Genomic DNA, 16,240 nt, shown 5'->3' with positions numbered 1-16,240 from the left:
CCTCCTATTAGCTAAATAATCTAATTGCAACTTCTTTCTCCAAGTCTTCCTTTTGTAAATCTATTAGACTTGAAAATTCATTATTTAAAATTATTTTTCCATTCTTTAATGAAAATCCACTTTCAACAGTTTCATCTGCAACTTTAATGCCAAATAATTTTTCCCCTGCAAGTTTCTTTTCACTTTCAGTAAGAATAATCTCACTATCTTCTTTAACCTCTAAAGTTTTTAGTGAATTTTCAACAAATTTCAAATAATCTTCATGATTTAGTGTTTTTAATCTTTCTTTAGTTAATTCAAAAACTTTATTTATCATTTCTTGTTTTGCAACCAAAATCATATCTCTTGCTGTTAAACTAGAGTTTGAAATTATTCTGTCTTTTGATTGCACGCCCTCTACTTTTGCTTTTTCAATGATCTTATCAGCTTTTTTTTGAGCTTCACTTTCTGTTTTTCCAACAAGATCCGCAACTTCACTTTTAGCATCTTCTACTATTTTTTTAGATTCATTTTTAGCATCTTGAAGGATTTCATCTATAATATTGTCCAAATTAGACATTCAATCACATCCTTTTTAAATTATTTAATGCTTATTAACTGAATGAAATGCTTGAAAGTAATAAGAATGACATTGCAAATGCTAAGATAGCGTAAGTTTCAACCATTACTGCAAGGATAATACCTTTTGTTTGATGTTCTTCATTTTTAGCTAAGATATTAATACCAGCAACAGCAACTCTTGCTTGATAATAAGCTGATTTTAATCCTACGATACCAACAGGTAGAGAAACCATAACATAATATAAACCTTCAACTAAGTTCATATCAACTCTTAATTTGAACATTATGAAAAGTCCAATTACGAATCCGTAAAGTCCTTGTGTACCTGGCAATAATTGTAATACCATTGCTTTACCAAATTTTTCAGGTTCATCAATAACTAATCCAGCAGCAGCTTCCCCTGCCATTTGAACACCTCTTGCAGAACCAATTCCCGCTAATAATACAGCAAGCGCTGCTCCTAATATACCAAATACTACTCCACCATTTTGTGCTAACACAGCCATAAAATCTTTCATTACAAAATCTCCTTTTCATTTTTTTATTTTTTATTTTAGAATTATTTTACTTCTATATATTTCTTATCACTTCTAAATTTCTTAAATGCTTTTCCGCCACCTTCATAGAATTTACTAAAGAATTCTACATACATAAGTCTTGAAGTGTGAACATAAGCTGATAAGAAACTTAAGAATATATTAAACATTTGAGCAAATACAAAAATTATTACTCCGAAAATTATTCCTAGTATGCCTCCATTTACAAGCATTTTTACAATTATATTGATTGCTACTGCAATAAAACCACCCGCAAGTCCAAGAGCCATAAGTCTAAGATATGATACAAAATCTCCGATATATGATGTTATTCCATAAAGTGAATACAATCCCCCAGCAATTCTTCCAGCTATGCTTTTTGAATCTCTGGCTCCAAATGCAATGATTCCCAACATTCCAACTATCATTCCATAAAATGCTATTGTATTTACAATACTTGGTAAAGTTACCACCTTACCAACAATAACTAAAATAACAGTTGTCAAAGTTAGGTACCAAAGGAATACATCGTAGAATGCATCCATAGGCTTTCCATTTTTAATTAAGACATAAGCTTTCATTCCTAAACCAAAAGCTAAATGTACTCCACCAAATGCTAAAGACAACATCAGAACTGTCATAAAATCTTTTGATGAGTCCAATATTTGAGTTGGTAAAGTAATCAAATCTCCGAAAGCTGAACCGTAAATTAATCCCCATATCATAGTTGAAAAACTAAGTGCAAAGAAAAATTTTAAAAATTTTTTTGTTGAATCATTAAACTTTAATGTCTTTAAAGCTATTCCTGAACCTATGAATAGAATTAACCCATAAGCAAAGTCCGCGACCATCATTCCAAAGAAAATCCAATAAAATATTGATAATATAAATGTTGGATCTACTTCATCATACTTTGGAAGAGCATACATACTTGTAACCGATTCAAAAAGTGATGCTATTTTATTATTCTTCAAAATGATTGGAACATCAGGATCATCTTTTTTAGCGTCCTCTATTTCCAAATAAAGCTTAGAGACTGAAACACTTTCAAGTAAAGCCTTGAAATTAGTCTCCTTATCAGCAGGTATATATCCTTGAATGATATCCAACTTATCAGTAGCTTTAAAATTTGAAACCACTGTATTTCTAAGTACTAAATTTTGATAATACTCATAAATGCTTTGCATTTTTTGAATATTTCCAGTAAAAGCTTTAATTTCATCAGTCAATTTGTAATTTTCTTCTTTCAAAATTTTCTTTTCAGCTTCTAGCTTTTCAATTTCTTCAGAAACCACACCTTTGATTTCAAGATTAACTTCAGAAAAACCGTTTACTCTTAAATTTTCAAGTACCGTTTCATTCTCTTTCTCATTTGTAAAGATAATACAATATGAATTTCTTCCGACTATTTCTACTTCCTCAAAATAAGTTAATTTTAAATCAACTGTAGATTCTTTGAACTTTTCAAGATTCTTAGTCGGTATATATCCCATAATAAATTTTAATTTTCTAAATGAATTTAAGTCCTTAATAGGTTCCTTAATAGAGTTCCATGGTGATATTTCCTTTATGGAATTGTCTATAGCTGTCAATCTTTGATTGTTTGAATCTATTTTTTTACTTATTTCACTCAAATTATTAAAATCTGGAATGTAATCATAAGAATTAGCTTCTTTTTCAAGTTCACTAAATGTATAAACAACGGGACCTTTTTTCAGAGCAGATAAACCTTTCTCCTTTTCAATAAATCTTCCTACATAATCAATCATCCATTTAATTCTAGTAGATTCCTCAACATAGTTATTATCTACTGTCGAGATTTCTACATCTTTAAGATAATCAAATTGTTCAATAGAATCAGATTTTGAAAAGTTTACGTAACCGAATCTCTGAAGCTCTTCTAACAATCGCTTTCTTTCAGTTTCAAAAGCAAATAAAGTGAATTTCTTCATCTTAACTATTGCCATTTACACTCACAATCCTCTCTACTATTGAATTAACCACAGATTCTAATTTCTTTTCATCAACAGATTTGATGTGTTCAACTTCTCTTTTAGCTTTTTCAATAACAGGTTTTGCCAACATTTCTCCTTCATTGATTAAGCCGAATTTGATTTCTTCAGCTTTTTTATTCGCTTCGCTAAAGACTTTTTCAGAAATATTTTCACATTCGTTCTTTGAATTTTTCCTCAAAGTCGTAGCTTCAAGTTTTGCTACATCTATTAAAGATTTTGCTTCCAATTCAACATCTTTAACTCTGTTTATAGCATCAGTAGTCATTTCATCACCTCCTAATTTTAAATAGAATTTTAAATCAAATTTCAGAAATAACATTTTTATAATAAATGCATAAAATTCATGTAATTTAAAACCTATTTTGTTTGTTACGTTAAAATAAAGTTGTAATTTTTTCAAAAACAAAAAACTCTCCCCCATTTTAATCGTAAGATTATTATAAACTTTTTTATTGCTTTTTTCAAGGGATTTTTTTAATAGTTTATAATAAATTATTTTTATTTTACCCCTGAATTTATTAAATTAAATATATTACAAAAACAAATTAAAGTCAATGATAATTATAAAAGAAATATGTTAAATAAATATTAAAAATTCAATAAAAAACAACTTTTACGACAATATTTCACTTTATATACTTTATATTAAAATTTTTTATGTTGAAAAATATATATTATCTATTTTTTTAACTTGCTTAACATGTGAGAAATAACTAATAATGGATGATGAAGTAACATTCTTGGTCCTGAAAATTTCATAATCTTTTTTACTTTTTCTTTCATTTCAGGACTATAGCAAGAATTTTTACAATTCGAGCAAAAAGTTTTTGTCTCCATATATTTACAATTATCAATTCTTTTTAAAGAATAATTTAAAACCTCCCTACATTCATCACATAATTCACCCTTTTTATGATTTTTTCTGCAATAGAGTTTTACCATTTCAGTTATTACTTTTTTCTCTCTATCTCTTTTCTTTTCAACGCTTTTTTTCATATCTTTATTCTTTGAATTCTATAATTTGCCTTTCAATATCCACTTTTGCATTTACTCCAAAAGGAATGATACATCTTGGAGTGCTATGCCCAATATTGATATTATATACAATTGACAACTCTTTATTTCTTATTTCATCAAGAATAATTTTTTTATACTCATTATAATATTCTTCATTTTGTGATTTTCCAACAATCAAACCTGAAATAACATCAAATATTCCATATTCTTGAAGTTTAAGAATCATCTTTCTAAATAGCTCAGGTTTAGGTCTTTCTTCGCTAGTTTCTAGAAGCAAGATTTTATTCTTCCACTCATTTAAACTTGGAAATAAACTATATTTTTTACAAAGATATACTGTATCTTCATGTCTTGAATTATCAAAAATATCAAATATCGTTTCAAGACATCCTCCCAATATTTGACCTTCAAATTTTGCTTCTCCTCTTATCAATTCAAATCCGCTATTATGATGTTCTTCCATAGAAATTCCTATAGCTTTTTCACTAAAATCTTCCCTCTCTGTATACCAAACATCGCTAGGATATATTTCTTTAATTTTTCCGGTATTAATTAATTCTTCAAAGAAATGCTTTGAATATGGTAGCATTTCATTTGACAATTCACAGACATCAGGTAAAAATGCTTGTCCATAGAATGTTTTTATTCCCACTTTGTTAAGCATAAAATGATTCATTGTAGTATCGGAAAAACCTAAAAATATTTTCTGCTTTACTGCCTTTTTTAATTCATTATTTTCGAATAGATAAGGCAATAATCTATAAGTATCGTCCCCACCTATTGCACATAATATCATATCAATTGAATCATCTTTAAAAGCATTTATTAAATCTTTTGCCCTTTCCTTAGGATTATTTTTTATAAAATCAATGCCTTTTTTAGAATTTGGTAAAAATTCAACTTCAATTCCATATTTTTTAAGTCTTTCAATTCCTAATTCAACTTCATGAGCAACAAAATCTTCACCCAATATTCCACTGGATAAACTTACTATTCCTATTTTCTTTACTTTCATATATTCCTCCATAGAAAAAATCAGCTAAAGAACCGACCAAATGGTCGGTTATAAAGCCGATTATTTTAAATTTATTCTATTTACACTTTTTTCGATTAAGTTTACGATATAATATCCCTTTGTATCTCCCTGTCTTGGCATTGTTGTACTACCAGGATTTAAAACTGTTATTCCTTCAACTTTTTCTCTTAAATGAACATGAGTATGCCCGAAAAGAGCATAATCCACCCCTAATTTTTTAGCTTTCTCAACTATTTTATCAATTCCATTGTTAACATCATAATTATGTCCATGTGTCAAAAAGAATTTTTTTCTTCTAATCTCTAAAACTAAATCTTCTGGAGTATCTTTGGAATTTTCATCACAATTTCCAGCAACCACATAAACTTCCATACCTGTTATCTGTTCTATTTTTCTTGCATCTTCTACATTATCCCCAAGATGAAGAACAACATCTACCTTATTTCTTTGCAAACTGTATGCAACAGGAAGTACAATTCCATGAGTATCACTAACAACTGCTACTATCATATCTATCACCTAAAATATTTTTTAAATCTTCTAAAGCTCTTTTTCTATGACTAAATTTATTTTTTTCTTCTGCACTTATTTCTGCCAAAGTTTTTTCCATATTTTCAGGAATAAAAATCTTATCATATCCAAAGCCATTTTCGCCTCTTTCATCTTCTGAAATAGTTCCCTTTAAAATTCCCTTTGCGACAAATTCTTCTCCATTTTCATTAACAAAGACAATTACAGTTTTAAAATAAGCACTTCTATCAGGCTTTCCTTCAAGATTTTTTAAAAGTTTCTCTCTATTTGCTTCACTATTTCCATGTTCTCCTGAATATCTTGCAGATAAAACTCCAGGTTCTCCGTTTAAAGCATTTACAAAAAGTCCTGTATCGTCAGCTAAAACAGCAAAGGAACAATATTCTCTTAACTTTTCAGCTTTTAGCTTTGAATTTTCCTCAAGTGTATCATAAATTTCTTCAAATTCTTCATTTACACCCAATTCGCTTTTAGTTACTATTTCAAAATTGAATTTACTTAAAATTGCAAGCATTTCCTTGACTTTATTTTTGTTATCCGTAGATAATGCTACCTTTTTCATTAAACTAACCTTTCTAAAATTAATTCATTGAATTTTTGAGGATTTCCCTTGCCTTTTGAAGCCTTCATACATTGTCCCATCAAAAAGCCTAATGCTCTGTCTTTTCCGTTTTTATAGTCTTCAATTGAAGACGGATTATTTTTTAAAACCTCTTCAACTATTTCAATCAATGCACTGTTATCTGAAATTTGGATTAGTCCTCTTTCTTCAACAACTTTTAGCGGATCAAAATCTCCCTCTTCAAATAATTCTCTAAGAAGTTTTTTGCCAACATTTGCATTAATCTTGTTTTCTTTAACTAATTTTAAAAGACTTGCAAAAGATTCAATATTTAAAGGAATTTCTTCAAATTCAATTTCCAAATCTTTAACTCTTCTTAAAACATCAGAAAGCAACCAGTTTGAAACAAGAGTTGCATCGTCAACCTTTTTAACTGCTCTTTCAAAATATTCAGATAAATATTTATTTTGAGTTAATACATTTGCATCATATTCTGAAAGTTTGTATTCAGTTAAAAATCTATTTTTCTTATTCTTTGGAAGCTCTGGCATTTTTTCCTTAATAGCTTCAACAAAGTCTTCTTCAAGTTTGATATAAGGAATATCAGGCTCAACACTAAATCTATAATCATTTCCCTCTTCCTTATGACGCATAATTATAGTTTCAAGCTTTGATTCATCCCAACGTCTTGTCTCTTTTTCGCCTGTTATTTTATTTTTAACATTTTCTATATGTCTTTTTTGTTCATATTCCATAGCACGAAGAGCAGCTTTGAATGAATTTAAATTTTTAATTTCAGTAATTTTTGTCTTAAATCCACTTTCTTCATCAACTACATTTAAGTTTACATCACAACGAAGTGATCCTTCTTCCATTTTAACATCTGAAATTCCAAGATATTTTATAGTTTCTTTTAGATTTGTTAAAAAGGCAATTGCCTCTTCAGGACTATTCATATCAGGTTCAGATACAATTTCAATTAATGGAACTCCTGCTCTGTTATAGTCCATTAGAGTATGTCCGTTTTCGTTGTGGATTGACTTTCCTGTATCCTCTTCAATATGAATTCTCTGTAATCTAAGTTTTTTTACTCCATTTTCGGTATCAACTTCTATATATCCATTTTTACAAATTGGAGTTCTCTCTTGAGTTATTTGATAACCCTTTACTAAATCAGGATAAAAATATTTTTTTCTATCCATTTTCATATCCATAGAAATTTCACAATTAAAGGCATTACCCGCCATTATTGCATATTGAATCGCTCTTTTATTTATTCTTGGAAGAGTTCCCGGATGACCTAAACAAATAGGACAAACATTTGTGTTTGGAGGACAACCATATTCATTTTTACAACCACAGAACATTTTTGTATCAGTTTGTAACTCAACGTGAATTTCAAGTCCTATTATTGTCTTTAAACTCATATTAAAGCCCCCTTTCAAAATTCATTGCAAGATTTAATAATCTTTCATCATCAAATCTCTTACCTATAAATTGAACACTTCCACCGATTTTTTTAAGATTTAAAGGAATGGAAATAGCAGGAAGCCCAGCAAAATTCACAGGCACGTTAAAAGTATCACCTGCATAAGATTTTAAAGCATCATCCTTTTCTGCTCCAATCTTGCTTGGTAGACAAGTTGTTGTAGGAGTTAAAATAAAATCATATTCTGAAAGAACTTTATTAACTTCTTTACTTATCAAATCTCTAACTTCCAAGCCTTTTTTGTAAAGTGCTTGATTATTTGAACTTGCAAGGTAGAAAGTTCCCATTGCAATTCTTCTCTTAACTTCTTCTCCAAAACCTTCGCTTCTAGTATTTGTGAAAAGTTCCCTTGTTGAGTCATAAGTCTCAGTTCTATATCCATATCTGATTCCGTCAAATCTTGACATATTACTTGAAACTTCAGAACTCATAACTACATTATATACATTTGTAGAATGTTTAATATATTCAAAATCTACTTCTTCAATTCTAGCACCTTGACTTTTTAAATTTTCAATTGCCTTTTTATAATCATTTAAAACAATATCGTCAATTTCATAGCTTTCAATATTGGAAACTGTCGCAATTTTAATGTCCTTTAAAGAAAAATCACTATCTTCCTTAATATCTACAGCATCTCTCATTGTAACAACATCCATTTTATCAAAACCACCAATAGCATTTAAAACAGGTAGAATTGATTTAACATCATTTGATAAAATTCCAACTTGATCCAAACTGCTTGCCATTGAAACAACGCCATATCTTGAAATCATTCCATAAGTAGGTTTATATCCTACACAAGCGCAAAAAGATGCAGGATTTCTAACAGAACCACCTGTATCGGATCCTAAACTAATCATAGCAAGGTCAGCACTTACACTACTTGCAGAACCTGAGGATGAACCACCCGGAATTAAACTTTCGTCAAGTGGATTTTTTGTTGCTCCAAAATAAGAAGTCTCGCCTGAGCCTCCCATTGCAAATTCATCCATATTAACTTTTCCTAGAATAACAGCGTCTTCTTCCAAAAGTCTATCAATAATTGTAGCATTAAAAATCGGATAATAATTTTCCAAAATTTTTGAACCACAAGTACTCTTATATCCTTTAACTAAAATATTATCCTTAACAGAAACTGAAACTCCAAAAAGAGATCCCAATTTTTCTTTGTTTTTTAATTTATTATTTAAAAATTCAACTCTTTCCATGACTTTTTCTTTAGAAAAATCAAGAAAAATATTCAAATCTTTTTTATCTTCAATTCTCTTTATAACATCAGTATAAAATGAAATCAAATCCACCTTACCACTGATAAAATCTTCTCTTATGCTTAAAATATCCATTATTTCACAACCCTTTGCAATCTAAAATATCCATACTCTTTGTCCCTTGCATTCAAAAGTGCATCTTCCCTTGAAATACTTTCTTCAACCACATCTTCTCTCAAAGGGCTGTTATGTTCCACAACTATTTCTAGAGCTTTACATTCTGAAGTATCAACTTCCATAATTTCATTGGCAAAAACTAGAACATCATCGAACTTTTTAGCAATAATATCAAGTTTTTCTTCTTTTACATTCAAGTTTGCAAGATAATAAATTTTCTTTACTTCTTCCTTACTAACCATAAAAATCTCCTATCTGAAATATTAATTATCATGTATTATTTTAACATATTTTGACTAAAAAAACAAAAGAGGCTGTAACGAAACAACCTCTATTTTTCATCTAAATATTATCCTTAATCTTTCCTTTTATCCTATTTAATTTCTTAATCTTTTTAAATTTTGTCTCCTTAACTTTAGGCTCATCATTTTTTTGACTCATTTTCTTATATTCAGTTTTAAAATAATTCAAAATGGATTCAAAACTTTTATTTAAAACTTCATTATCTGATAAATTTAAGTCCTCTAATGCACGATCAATTAAATTTTCATGGAATTCATCATGTATTTTCAAAACTTCTTTAGCCTTATCTGTTATTTCAACTCTAACAACTCTTCTATCATCTTTATCAACATATTTTGTTAAATATCCCTTTTTTATAAGTCTACTGGCATTAACTGAAAGAGTTCCCTTTGTAACTAACATAGCATCTGCAATATTACCTATTGTGTTATTTTTAATCTTTGAAACATTTTCAAGCAAATGAACTTCATACATCGTCAAAGGCACACCTTTTTCTTTCATATATTTTTCCTGTATATATAATATAAAATTAAACAAATCTACTAATAATTCATTTAACGTTTGTCTTGTGTTACTTTCAGCCATTTTTACCCTCCTAACTTATATTAAAAGTATATAACAGTATTTTACTTTAGTCAATATAAAAACTCAGTATAGTTGTTTTTTTCTAAAATTTATGTATAATTAATATATGAAAAATTTACAGAACAACTTAAATATACAAGAAATTCAAAAAAATCTAAAGTATAAACATAATATTGAAATTTTTGATAGTATTGATTCAACAAATAAGTATTTAAAATCAAAGATAAACGAAAAAAATTATGGTACTATTGTAATAAGTAATGAACAGACTAATGGTTACGGAAAAAATGATAGGCAATTTATATCTAATAAAGATACTGGAATATATATGTCTATTTTAATTAATCCGAATTGTTTAATTGAAGAGTCTTTAAAAATAACAATTTTAACCAGCGTTGCTGTTCTTTCAGCAATAAAATCCGTCTATAATTTAGATGTAAAACTAAAATGGGTCAATGATATAATTTTAAATGATTTAAAGGTTGGAGGAATTCTTTGCGAAAGTCAAATCAACCTAAATAACAATATAATTGACAATATGATTGTTGGAATAGGAATAAATGTAAAAAATTTTGAGTTCCCTCCAAGTTTAAAAAACATCGCTACATCTATTGAAAATAATACAAATATTAAAATTTCAAGAAATGAATTAATTTCTGAAATAATCAACTTTTTTGATTTATATTTTATAGATAATAAAAACTATCTCGACCTTTACAAAGAAAATTCTTATGTTCTTGGAAAAGACATTACCGTAATTCAAAATGATAGACAATTCTTTGCAAAAGCGATAGATATTGAGGACAACGGTGCATTAATAGTCCAAGAACAAGAAAAAATCATCAAATTAATAAGTTCTGATATAAGTATAAGATAACTTATACTTATTTTTTAATTCCCAACTGAACAGATTATTTCCCCACTACAAACAGTTTTATTTTCAACCATTGCACAAACTTCTGCAATGTAAATATTTGCTTTGTTATTCACAAGTTTTACTTTTAAAGTTAGTACATCTCCAGGTAAAACCATTTGTTTAAATCTTATTTTATTAATACCTGCAAAATAACCAATTTTATTTTTGTTTTCTTCTTTACTAAGCAATAAAACACAGCCTGTTTGTGCCAAAGCTTCGACAATTAAAACACCCGGCATAACATGTTTATTTGGAAAATGTCCCATAAATTGCATTTCATTTGCGCTGACACATTTTGTCCCAACTATTTCTGTCTTTTCTTCATTTATATAGTCAATTCTATCTACTAGTAAAAACGGATATCTATGTGGTATTATTTCTTGAATTTCATTTGAATTATAAACCATATTAATCCTCCCATTTCTTTAAAATTATACTCGCATTATGTCCACCAAAACCCAAAGAATTACTCATTGCATATTTTATATTTTTTTCTAATCCTTTATTTTTTACGATATTCAGATCACATTCTTCATCAATTTCATTTGTATTCAATGTTGCAGGAATATAAGAATTTTTTAATGATAAAGTTGTGATTAATGCTTCAACAGCACCACTTGCACCAAGCAAATGTCCTGTTGCAGATTTTGTAGAACTAACTAATACATCTTTATAATTTTCTCCAAAAGCATATTTTATTGCTAAAGTTTCTGACTTATCATTTAAAGGTGTACTAGTACCATGAGCATTAATATATTCTATATCTTTTGGATTCAATCCCGCATCATTAATCGCATTTAACATTGCCTTTCCTGCTCCACTTCCATCACTTAAAGGAGCTGTTATATGATTAGCATCACAAGAGTTTCCATATCCTACAACTTCAGCATAAATTTTAGCATTACGTTTTAGGGCATGTTCCAACTCTTCAAGAACTAGTACTGCACTTCCTTCTCCCATTACAAATCCATTTCTTTCTTTATCAAAAGGAATACTCGCTCTATTTTTATCAGTACTTTCACTTAAAGCTCTCATACTTGCAAATCCTGCTACAGAAAGTGAAGTTATAGAAGCTTCACTTCCTCCTGTAAAAACAATATCCAAATATCCATCTCTAATTTTTAAAAATCCCTCACCTATTGCATTTGTAGCGGCTGCACAAGCCGTAACAACACTACTGCAATATCCTCTTGCATCTAAATCAATAGCCACAGTTCCAGCTCCTATATTTATCAATGCCATAGGAATAAAATATGGAGAAACTCTACTTGGTCCTTTTTCATTCAATACATTTTCACAATTTGAAATAGTTTCTATTCCACCTATTCCACTTGCTAAAATAACTCCAGTTCTATCTCTATCAAAATCTTTAAGATTTGAATCTTCAAAGGCTTGTTTAGTAGCAATCCTTGCGAATTTTACAAAACGATCATTAAATTTTAAATCACGCTTGTTATAATACTTGTCAAAATCTAAATCTTTAACTTCCGCTGCAAGTTTTACCTTATGTTCACTTGTATCAAATAATGAAATTTCATCGATTCCACATTTTCCATTTTCTATAGAACTCCAAAGTTCTTCCTTATCATTTCCGATTGGCGAAACAACTCCCAATCCACTTATAACAACTCTTCTTTTCATATCACACCTACATTATCATTCCACCGTCAACATTAATTACTTGACCCGTTATATATTTTGATTCATCACTAACTAAAAATTTAACCACATTTGCTACATCTTCAGGACTTCCCATCTTATTCATAGGGATTGATTTTAATATCCCTTCTTTTACATTTTCAGAAAGAACATCCGTCATTTCTGTTTCTATAAAACCGGGAGCAATGGCATTACATCTTACATTTAATGAAACTAATTCTCTTGCAACAGATTTTGTAATTCCTAAAATTCCAGCTTTACTTGCTGCATAATTAACTTGTCCAATATTTCCAGAAAGTCCAACTACACTTGAAATATTAATTATAACACCTGATTTTTGTTTCATCATAATTCTTGAAACATTTTTTATGCAGTTAAAACATCCCTTTAAATTTACATCTATTACCTTATCAAAATCTTCTTCACTCATTCTTAAAATTAAAGTATCCCTAGTGATTCCTGAGTTGTTAACTAAAACATCAACTCTTCCCATTTCTTTTACAACTTCTTTAAACATAATTTCAACTTCTTCAAATTTTGAAATATTACATTTATATAACATAACTTTAACATTATATTCTTCACAAACTTTTTTTACTTCTAATGCTTTTTCATAATCGGAATGATAGTTGATAACTACATCATATCCTTCTTCGGCAAGTTTGATTGAAATAGCTCTGCCTATTCCTCCACTTCCTCCTGTAATCAATGCAACTTTATTCATGTAATAACTCAACCACCTTTCTTATAGACTCAAGACTTTCTACCGGATAAATATTTACATCCGGATTAATTTGTTTAACCAATCCACTCAAAACTTTTCCAGGTCCTATTTCAACAAAAGTATCAATGCCATTTTCAATCATAAACTCAACACTTTGCATAAATTTTACACTTGATTTTATCTGATTTTTCAAAAGTATTTTAATATCTTCATCAGAAGTCTTCCCAATAGTATTAAAAACTATTTTTTTATTTGGTTCTTTAAATTCAACTTCTTTTAATACAGAAAATAATTCATCACTAGCATTTTTTAAATAACTTGAATGAAAAGCCCCACTTACATTTAATTTTTTTGACTTATATCCCAAATCTTTTAATTTCAAAATAGCTTCATCAATACCATTCATACTTCCTGTAATTACAATCTGTTTAGGACTATTATAATTTGCTATCTCTACATTTTCTATATCTTTAATTGCATCTTCAATTATTTTTGCCTCACAATTAAAAATTGCAGCCATTCCTGTATTTTTAGGCACAGCATTAGACATAATCTCACTACGTTTCTTTACAAGCTCTAAAACATCTTTAACGGAAATTGCTTCACTATAGGCTAAAGCTGTATATTCTCCTAAACTTAAGCCCGCTGCATATTCACAGTCAACACCTTTACTTTTTAAAACTTTTGCTATTCCTAAAGAAACTGCTACTATACAAGGTTGGGCATTTAAAGTATTATTTAAGTCTTCTGCAGGACCTTCAAAACAAATCTTTTGTAGATTTGAAGGCAAATATTCAAATACTTCTTTAAATACCGAACTATCAGACAATTCTTGTCCCATTCCTACATATTGAGCACCTTGACCGGCAAATAAAAATGCTATCTTCATGTAATCACCTCAATTCATTATTTGCTTCAGAAACCAATTCTGAAATTAATTCTTTAACAGTTGTTATTTTATCTATTCTATAAGCATTAGTTCCTGAAAATACTAATCCATTTTCCACATCTCCTTTTACTGCTCTTATTAAAGCATCAGTTATACAATAAACTGTGTTTTTAGGATTACATGGTAAAATACAATCAACACAATATTTTACAGGAATTCTTCCATCTTTATCCAATCTTTCTGTAAATTTATTTCTTATAGCCCTTCCGGGAAACCCCGCTGGACTCTTAACTATAATGATGTCTTCTCTTTTAGCTTTTACGAACATCTCTTTATATTTTTCGTGAGCATCACATTCTTCTGTCGCAATAAATCTAGTTCCTATTTGAACTCCACTCGCCCCCTGTTTCACATATTTTGCAATATCCTTTCCTGTAAAAATTCCACCAGCTACAAAAATTGGAATTTTTTGATTATATTTTTCTTCATAATCAACAACTAATTTCAAGCATTGTTCCAAAATTTCATCTATACTTTCACAAGTATCATTTAAAACATCATCTTTTTTAAAGCCTAGATGTCCTCCAGCTTCACTTCCCTCAATTACAACAAAATCGGGGATTTTATTGTGATGTTGATCCCATCTTCTAAGAATAAGATTTAAAGCCTTTGCACTTGAAACTATGGGGGCAATAAGAACATCACTTCCTTTAGTCAATTCAGGTAAATTGAGTGGAAGTCCTGCTCCTGAAATTATTGCATCAACACCGAGCTTTACACATTCTTTAACATAAAGTGCATATTCAGATGTCGCAACCATTATATTGACTCCGAGTAGTCCTTTCCCATTAGAAATTTTTCTTGCATTCTTAACTTCCTCTTTCATTGCAATAAAATTATCTTCCGATGTATTTTTTAAAAATGTATTGCGATTATATCCGGGGTGAGCGAAACTTAAAACTCCCATAGCATTTTCACTCATAACATTACCTACTAAATTTGACAATGAAATTCCAACTCCCATACCTCCTTGAATAATTGGTACTTTTAAAATTTTATTTTTTAATTTAATAGAATTAAGCATTGTCTCCCCCTATTAAATTTTTTAATCTTTTAAATTCTATTTTGCTTTCTTCCATAATATTTTCAAAAATTTCTTTCAATGTTTTTTCTTCTTTTATCATACCTGAAATTTGTCCAAGCATCACAGAACCATTTTTAACATCACCCTCAATTACAGCTCTTTTTAAAGAACCTAAAGTCAACTTTTCTAATTCTTCCCTTGATGAAACTTCTTTTTCTAATTGTAAAAATTTCCTACTCATATCATTTTTTAAAATTCTAACCGGTGTATTTATACTACGACCAGTAACAACAGTGTCTATATCTTTTGCTTTAATTACAGCATTTTTATAATTTTGATGAACTGGACATTCTTTAGCAACTAGTAGACAAGTACCTACTTGCACACCAATTGCTCCCAAACTTATAGCAGCATTAAAACCTCTGCCGTCAGCAATTCCTCCTGCAGCAATTACTGGAATATTTATCGCATCAACTACCTGTGGAACGAGAGCCATTGTTGAAAGTTCTCCAACATGCCCTCCAGATTCGGTTCCCTCAACTATAACTGCATCAACACCGACACTTTCCATTCTTCTTGCAAGAGCAACACTTGGAACAACTGGAATAACTTTTATTCCTTGAGCTTTTAATTTTTCAACATAAACTCCCGGGTTTCCTGCTCCTGTAGTAACAACTGCAACTTTTTCATCTAAAATAACCTCAATTATTTCATCGCAATAGGGATTCATAAGCATTACATTAACCCCAAAAGGTTTATCAGTAAGTTCTTTACATTTTTTTATAGACTCCCTTACCATTTTGGCATCCATTGCACCAGTTCCGATAATTCCAAGAGCACCCGAATTACTAACATCTGCTGCAAATTCTGCAGTTGAAATATTTGCCATCGCACCTTGAAAAATCGGATATTTTATTCCTAATATTTCATTTATCATTATCTTCT

19 protein-coding genes are annotated in these 16,240 nt (G+C 29.3%); 1 reads left to right on the top strand and 18 read right to left on the bottom strand.

The annotated features are described in order from the left end of the window. Positions 1-7: 7 nt before the first annotated feature. The 12 genes from VJI93_RS03540 to VJI93_RS03485 all read right to left on the bottom strand — a co-directional run bounded on the left by VJI93_RS03540 (position 8) and on the right by VJI93_RS03485 (position 10,023). Positions 8-559: a V-type ATP synthase subunit E gene (locus VJI93_RS03540; RefSeq protein ID WP_323999144.1), complete on the bottom strand. Its 552-nt coding sequence runs from the start codon at positions 557-559 to the stop codon at positions 8-10. Positions 560-593: 34 nt separating this feature from the next. Continuing rightward, the gene (locus VJI93_RS03535) at positions 594-1,079 is read right to left on the bottom strand and encodes a V-type ATP synthase subunit K (RefSeq protein WP_323999145.1); all 486 of its coding nucleotides are present in this window, start codon (positions 1,077-1,079) and stop codon (positions 594-596) included. 41 nt (positions 1,080-1,120) lie between these two features. Next, positions 1,121-3,064: a V-type ATP synthase subunit I gene (locus tag VJI93_RS03530; protein WP_323999146.1), complete on the bottom strand. Its 1,944-nt coding sequence runs from the start codon at positions 3,062-3,064 to the stop codon at positions 1,121-1,123. Beyond that, positions 3,051-3,512, bottom strand: coding sequence for a hypothetical protein (locus VJI93_RS03525; RefSeq protein WP_323999147.1), 462 nt, complete (start codon positions 3,510-3,512; stop codon positions 3,051-3,053). Before VJI93_RS03525 ends, VJI93_RS03530 begins: the two co-directional genes overlap by 14 nt. Positions 3,513-3,790: 278 nt before the next feature. Beyond that, positions 3,791-4,108 carry a nitrous oxide-stimulated promoter family protein gene (locus tag VJI93_RS03520; protein WP_323999148.1) on the bottom strand — a complete coding sequence of 106 codons (318 nt, stop codon included), beginning with the start codon at positions 4,106-4,108 and terminating at the stop codon, positions 3,791-3,793. A gap of 4 nt (positions 4,109-4,112) precedes the next feature. Then, positions 4,113-5,144, bottom strand: coding sequence for a S66 family peptidase (locus VJI93_RS03515; protein WP_323999150.1), 1,032 nt, complete (start codon positions 5,142-5,144; stop codon positions 4,113-4,115). Positions 5,145-5,204: 60 nt separating this feature from the next. Next, positions 5,205-5,675, bottom strand: coding sequence for a metallophosphoesterase (locus VJI93_RS03510; RefSeq protein WP_323999151.1), 471 nt, complete (start codon positions 5,673-5,675; stop codon positions 5,205-5,207). Beyond that, positions 5,656-6,258, bottom strand: a complete 603-nt coding sequence (gene rdgB, locus VJI93_RS03505; RefSeq protein WP_323999152.1) for an RdgB/HAM1 family non-canonical purine NTP pyrophosphatase — start codon at positions 6,256-6,258, stop codon at positions 5,656-5,658. The genes VJI93_RS03510 and rdgB overlap by 20 nt, the downstream gene beginning before the upstream one ends. Continuing rightward, positions 6,258-7,685: an Asp-tRNA(Asn)/Glu-tRNA(Gln) amidotransferase subunit GatB gene (gene gatB / locus VJI93_RS03500; protein WP_323999153.1), complete on the bottom strand. Its 1,428-nt coding sequence runs from the start codon at positions 7,683-7,685 to the stop codon at positions 6,258-6,260. Before gatB ends, rdgB begins: the two co-directional genes overlap by 1 nt. 1 nt (position 7,686) lies before the next feature. Further along, on the bottom strand, positions 7,687-9,093 hold the full coding sequence (gatA, locus tag VJI93_RS03495; protein WP_323999154.1) for an Asp-tRNA(Asn)/Glu-tRNA(Gln) amidotransferase subunit GatA: 1,407 nt from the start codon (positions 9,091-9,093) through the stop codon (positions 7,687-7,689). Then, positions 9,093-9,377: an Asp-tRNA(Asn)/Glu-tRNA(Gln) amidotransferase subunit GatC gene (gene gatC, locus VJI93_RS03490; protein WP_323999156.1), complete on the bottom strand. Its 285-nt coding sequence runs from the start codon at positions 9,375-9,377 to the stop codon at positions 9,093-9,095. Before gatC ends, gatA begins: the two co-directional genes overlap by 1 nt. 100 nt (positions 9,378-9,477) lie before the next feature. Beyond that, the gene (locus tag VJI93_RS03485; RefSeq protein WP_004832788.1) at positions 9,478-10,023 is read right to left on the bottom strand and encodes a MarR family winged helix-turn-helix transcriptional regulator; all 546 of its coding nucleotides are present in this window, start codon (positions 10,021-10,023) and stop codon (positions 9,478-9,480) included. A gap of 106 nt (positions 10,024-10,129) precedes the next feature. Here VJI93_RS03485 and VJI93_RS03480 point away from each other — a divergent pair, with 106 nt between their 5' ends. Beyond that, entirely contained in the window at positions 10,130-10,900 is a 771-nt protein-coding gene (locus tag VJI93_RS03480) for a biotin--[acetyl-CoA-carboxylase] ligase (RefSeq protein WP_118059118.1), read from the top strand. A gap of 14 nt (positions 10,901-10,914) precedes the next feature. Here VJI93_RS03480 and fabZ read toward each other — a convergent pair whose 3' ends face one another. Genes fabZ through VJI93_RS03450 form a run of 6 tightly spaced genes read right to left on the bottom strand, consistent with a single transcriptional unit; the run spans position 10,915 to position 16,232 of the window. Continuing rightward, the gene (gene fabZ / locus VJI93_RS03475) at positions 10,915-11,346 is read right to left on the bottom strand and encodes a 3-hydroxyacyl-ACP dehydratase FabZ (RefSeq protein WP_323999158.1); all 432 of its coding nucleotides are present in this window, start codon (positions 11,344-11,346) and stop codon (positions 10,915-10,917) included. Position 11,347: 1 nt separating this feature from the next. After that, on the bottom strand, positions 11,348-12,580 hold the full coding sequence (gene fabF / locus VJI93_RS03470) for a beta-ketoacyl-ACP synthase II (RefSeq protein ID WP_150263241.1): 1,233 nt from the start codon (positions 12,578-12,580) through the stop codon (positions 11,348-11,350). A 7-nt stretch (positions 12,581-12,587) separates the two neighbouring features. Further along, positions 12,588-13,322 (bottom strand): 3-oxoacyl-[acyl-carrier-protein] reductase, encoded by a 735-nt coding sequence (gene fabG, locus VJI93_RS03465; protein ID WP_150263242.1) that lies wholly within the window; start codon positions 13,320-13,322, stop codon positions 12,588-12,590. Next, positions 13,315-14,211 (bottom strand): ACP S-malonyltransferase, encoded by an 897-nt coding sequence (locus VJI93_RS03460; RefSeq protein WP_323999161.1) that lies wholly within the window; start codon positions 14,209-14,211, stop codon positions 13,315-13,317. Before VJI93_RS03460 ends, fabG begins: the two co-directional genes overlap by 8 nt. A gap of 4 nt (positions 14,212-14,215) precedes the next feature. Further along, positions 14,216-15,295 carry an NAD(P)H-dependent flavin oxidoreductase gene (locus VJI93_RS03455; RefSeq protein WP_150263244.1) on the bottom strand — a complete coding sequence of 360 codons (1,080 nt, stop codon included), beginning with the start codon at positions 15,293-15,295 and terminating at the stop codon, positions 14,216-14,218. Next, positions 15,288-16,232 (bottom strand): DUF561 domain-containing protein, encoded by a 945-nt coding sequence (locus VJI93_RS03450; RefSeq protein ID WP_004832781.1) that lies wholly within the window; start codon positions 16,230-16,232, stop codon positions 15,288-15,290. The genes VJI93_RS03455 and VJI93_RS03450 overlap by 8 nt, the downstream gene beginning before the upstream one ends. Positions 16,233-16,240 lie beyond the last annotated feature (8 nt).

Source organism: Parvimonas sp. M20, from assembly GCF_035282425.1.
Classification (GTDB): Bacteria; Bacillota; Clostridia; order Tissierellales; family Peptoniphilaceae; genus Parvimonas.
The sequence above is the reverse complement of the archived record's forward strand: the minus strand, read 5'-3'. Positions and strand labels throughout refer to the sequence as shown.

What these genes read in the sequence shown, in the direction of transcription:
- VJI93_RS03540 (WP_323999144.1), bottom strand. Translation starts at nt 559, where the DNA reads ATGTCTAATTTGGACAATATTATAGATGAAATCCTTCAAGATGCTAAA.
- VJI93_RS03535 (WP_323999145.1), bottom strand. Translation starts at nt 1,079, where the DNA reads ATGAAAGATTTTATGGCTGTGTTAGCACAAAATGGTGGAGTAGTATTT.
- VJI93_RS03530 (WP_323999146.1), bottom strand. Translation starts at nt 3,064, where the DNA reads ATGGCAATAGTTAAGATGAAGAAATTCACTTTATTTGCTTTTGAAACT.
- VJI93_RS03520 (WP_323999148.1), bottom strand. Translation starts at nt 4,108, where the DNA reads ATGAAAAAAAGCGTTGAAAAGAAAAGAGATAGAGAGAAAAAAGTAATA.
- VJI93_RS03515 (WP_323999150.1), bottom strand. Translation starts at nt 5,144, where the DNA reads ATGAAAGTAAAGAAAATAGGAATAGTAAGTTTATCCAGTGGAATATTG.
- VJI93_RS03510 (WP_323999151.1), bottom strand. Translation starts at nt 5,675, where the DNA reads ATGATAGTAGCAGTTGTTAGTGATACTCATGGAATTGTACTTCCTGTT.
- rdgB (WP_323999152.1), bottom strand. Translation starts at nt 6,258, where the DNA reads ATGAAAAAGGTAGCATTATCTACGGATAACAAAAATAAAGTCAAGGAA.
- gatB (WP_323999153.1), bottom strand. Translation starts at nt 7,685, where the DNA reads ATGAGTTTAAAGACAATAATAGGACTTGAAATTCACGTTGAGTTACAA.
- gatA (WP_323999154.1), bottom strand. Translation starts at nt 9,093, where the DNA reads ATGGATATTTTAAGCATAAGAGAAGATTTTATCAGTGGTAAGGTGGAT.
- gatC (WP_323999156.1), bottom strand. Translation starts at nt 9,377, where the DNA reads ATGGTTAGTAAGGAAGAAGTAAAGAAAATTTATTATCTTGCAAACTTG.
- VJI93_RS03485 (WP_004832788.1), bottom strand. Translation starts at nt 10,023, where the DNA reads ATGGCTGAAAGTAACACAAGACAAACGTTAAATGAATTATTAGTAGAT.
- VJI93_RS03480 (WP_118059118.1), top strand. Translation starts at nt 10,130, where the DNA reads ATGAAAAATTTACAGAACAACTTAAATATACAAGAAATTCAAAAAAAT.
- fabZ (WP_323999158.1), bottom strand. Translation starts at nt 11,346, where the DNA reads ATGGTTTATAATTCAAATGAAATTCAAGAAATAATACCACATAGATAT.
- fabF (WP_150263241.1), bottom strand. Translation starts at nt 12,580, where the DNA reads ATGAAAAGAAGAGTTGTTATAAGTGGATTGGGAGTTGTTTCGCCAATC.
- fabG (WP_150263242.1), bottom strand. Translation starts at nt 13,322, where the DNA reads ATGAATAAAGTTGCATTGATTACAGGAGGAAGTGGAGGAATAGGCAGA.
- VJI93_RS03460 (WP_323999161.1), bottom strand. Translation starts at nt 14,211, where the DNA reads ATGAAGATAGCATTTTTATTTGCCGGTCAAGGTGCTCAATATGTAGGA.
- VJI93_RS03455 (WP_150263244.1), bottom strand. Translation starts at nt 15,295, where the DNA reads ATGCTTAATTCTATTAAATTAAAAAATAAAATTTTAAAAGTACCAATT.
- VJI93_RS03450 (WP_004832781.1), bottom strand. Translation starts at nt 16,232, where the DNA reads ATGATAAATGAAATATTAGGAATAAAATATCCGATTTTTCAAGGTGCG.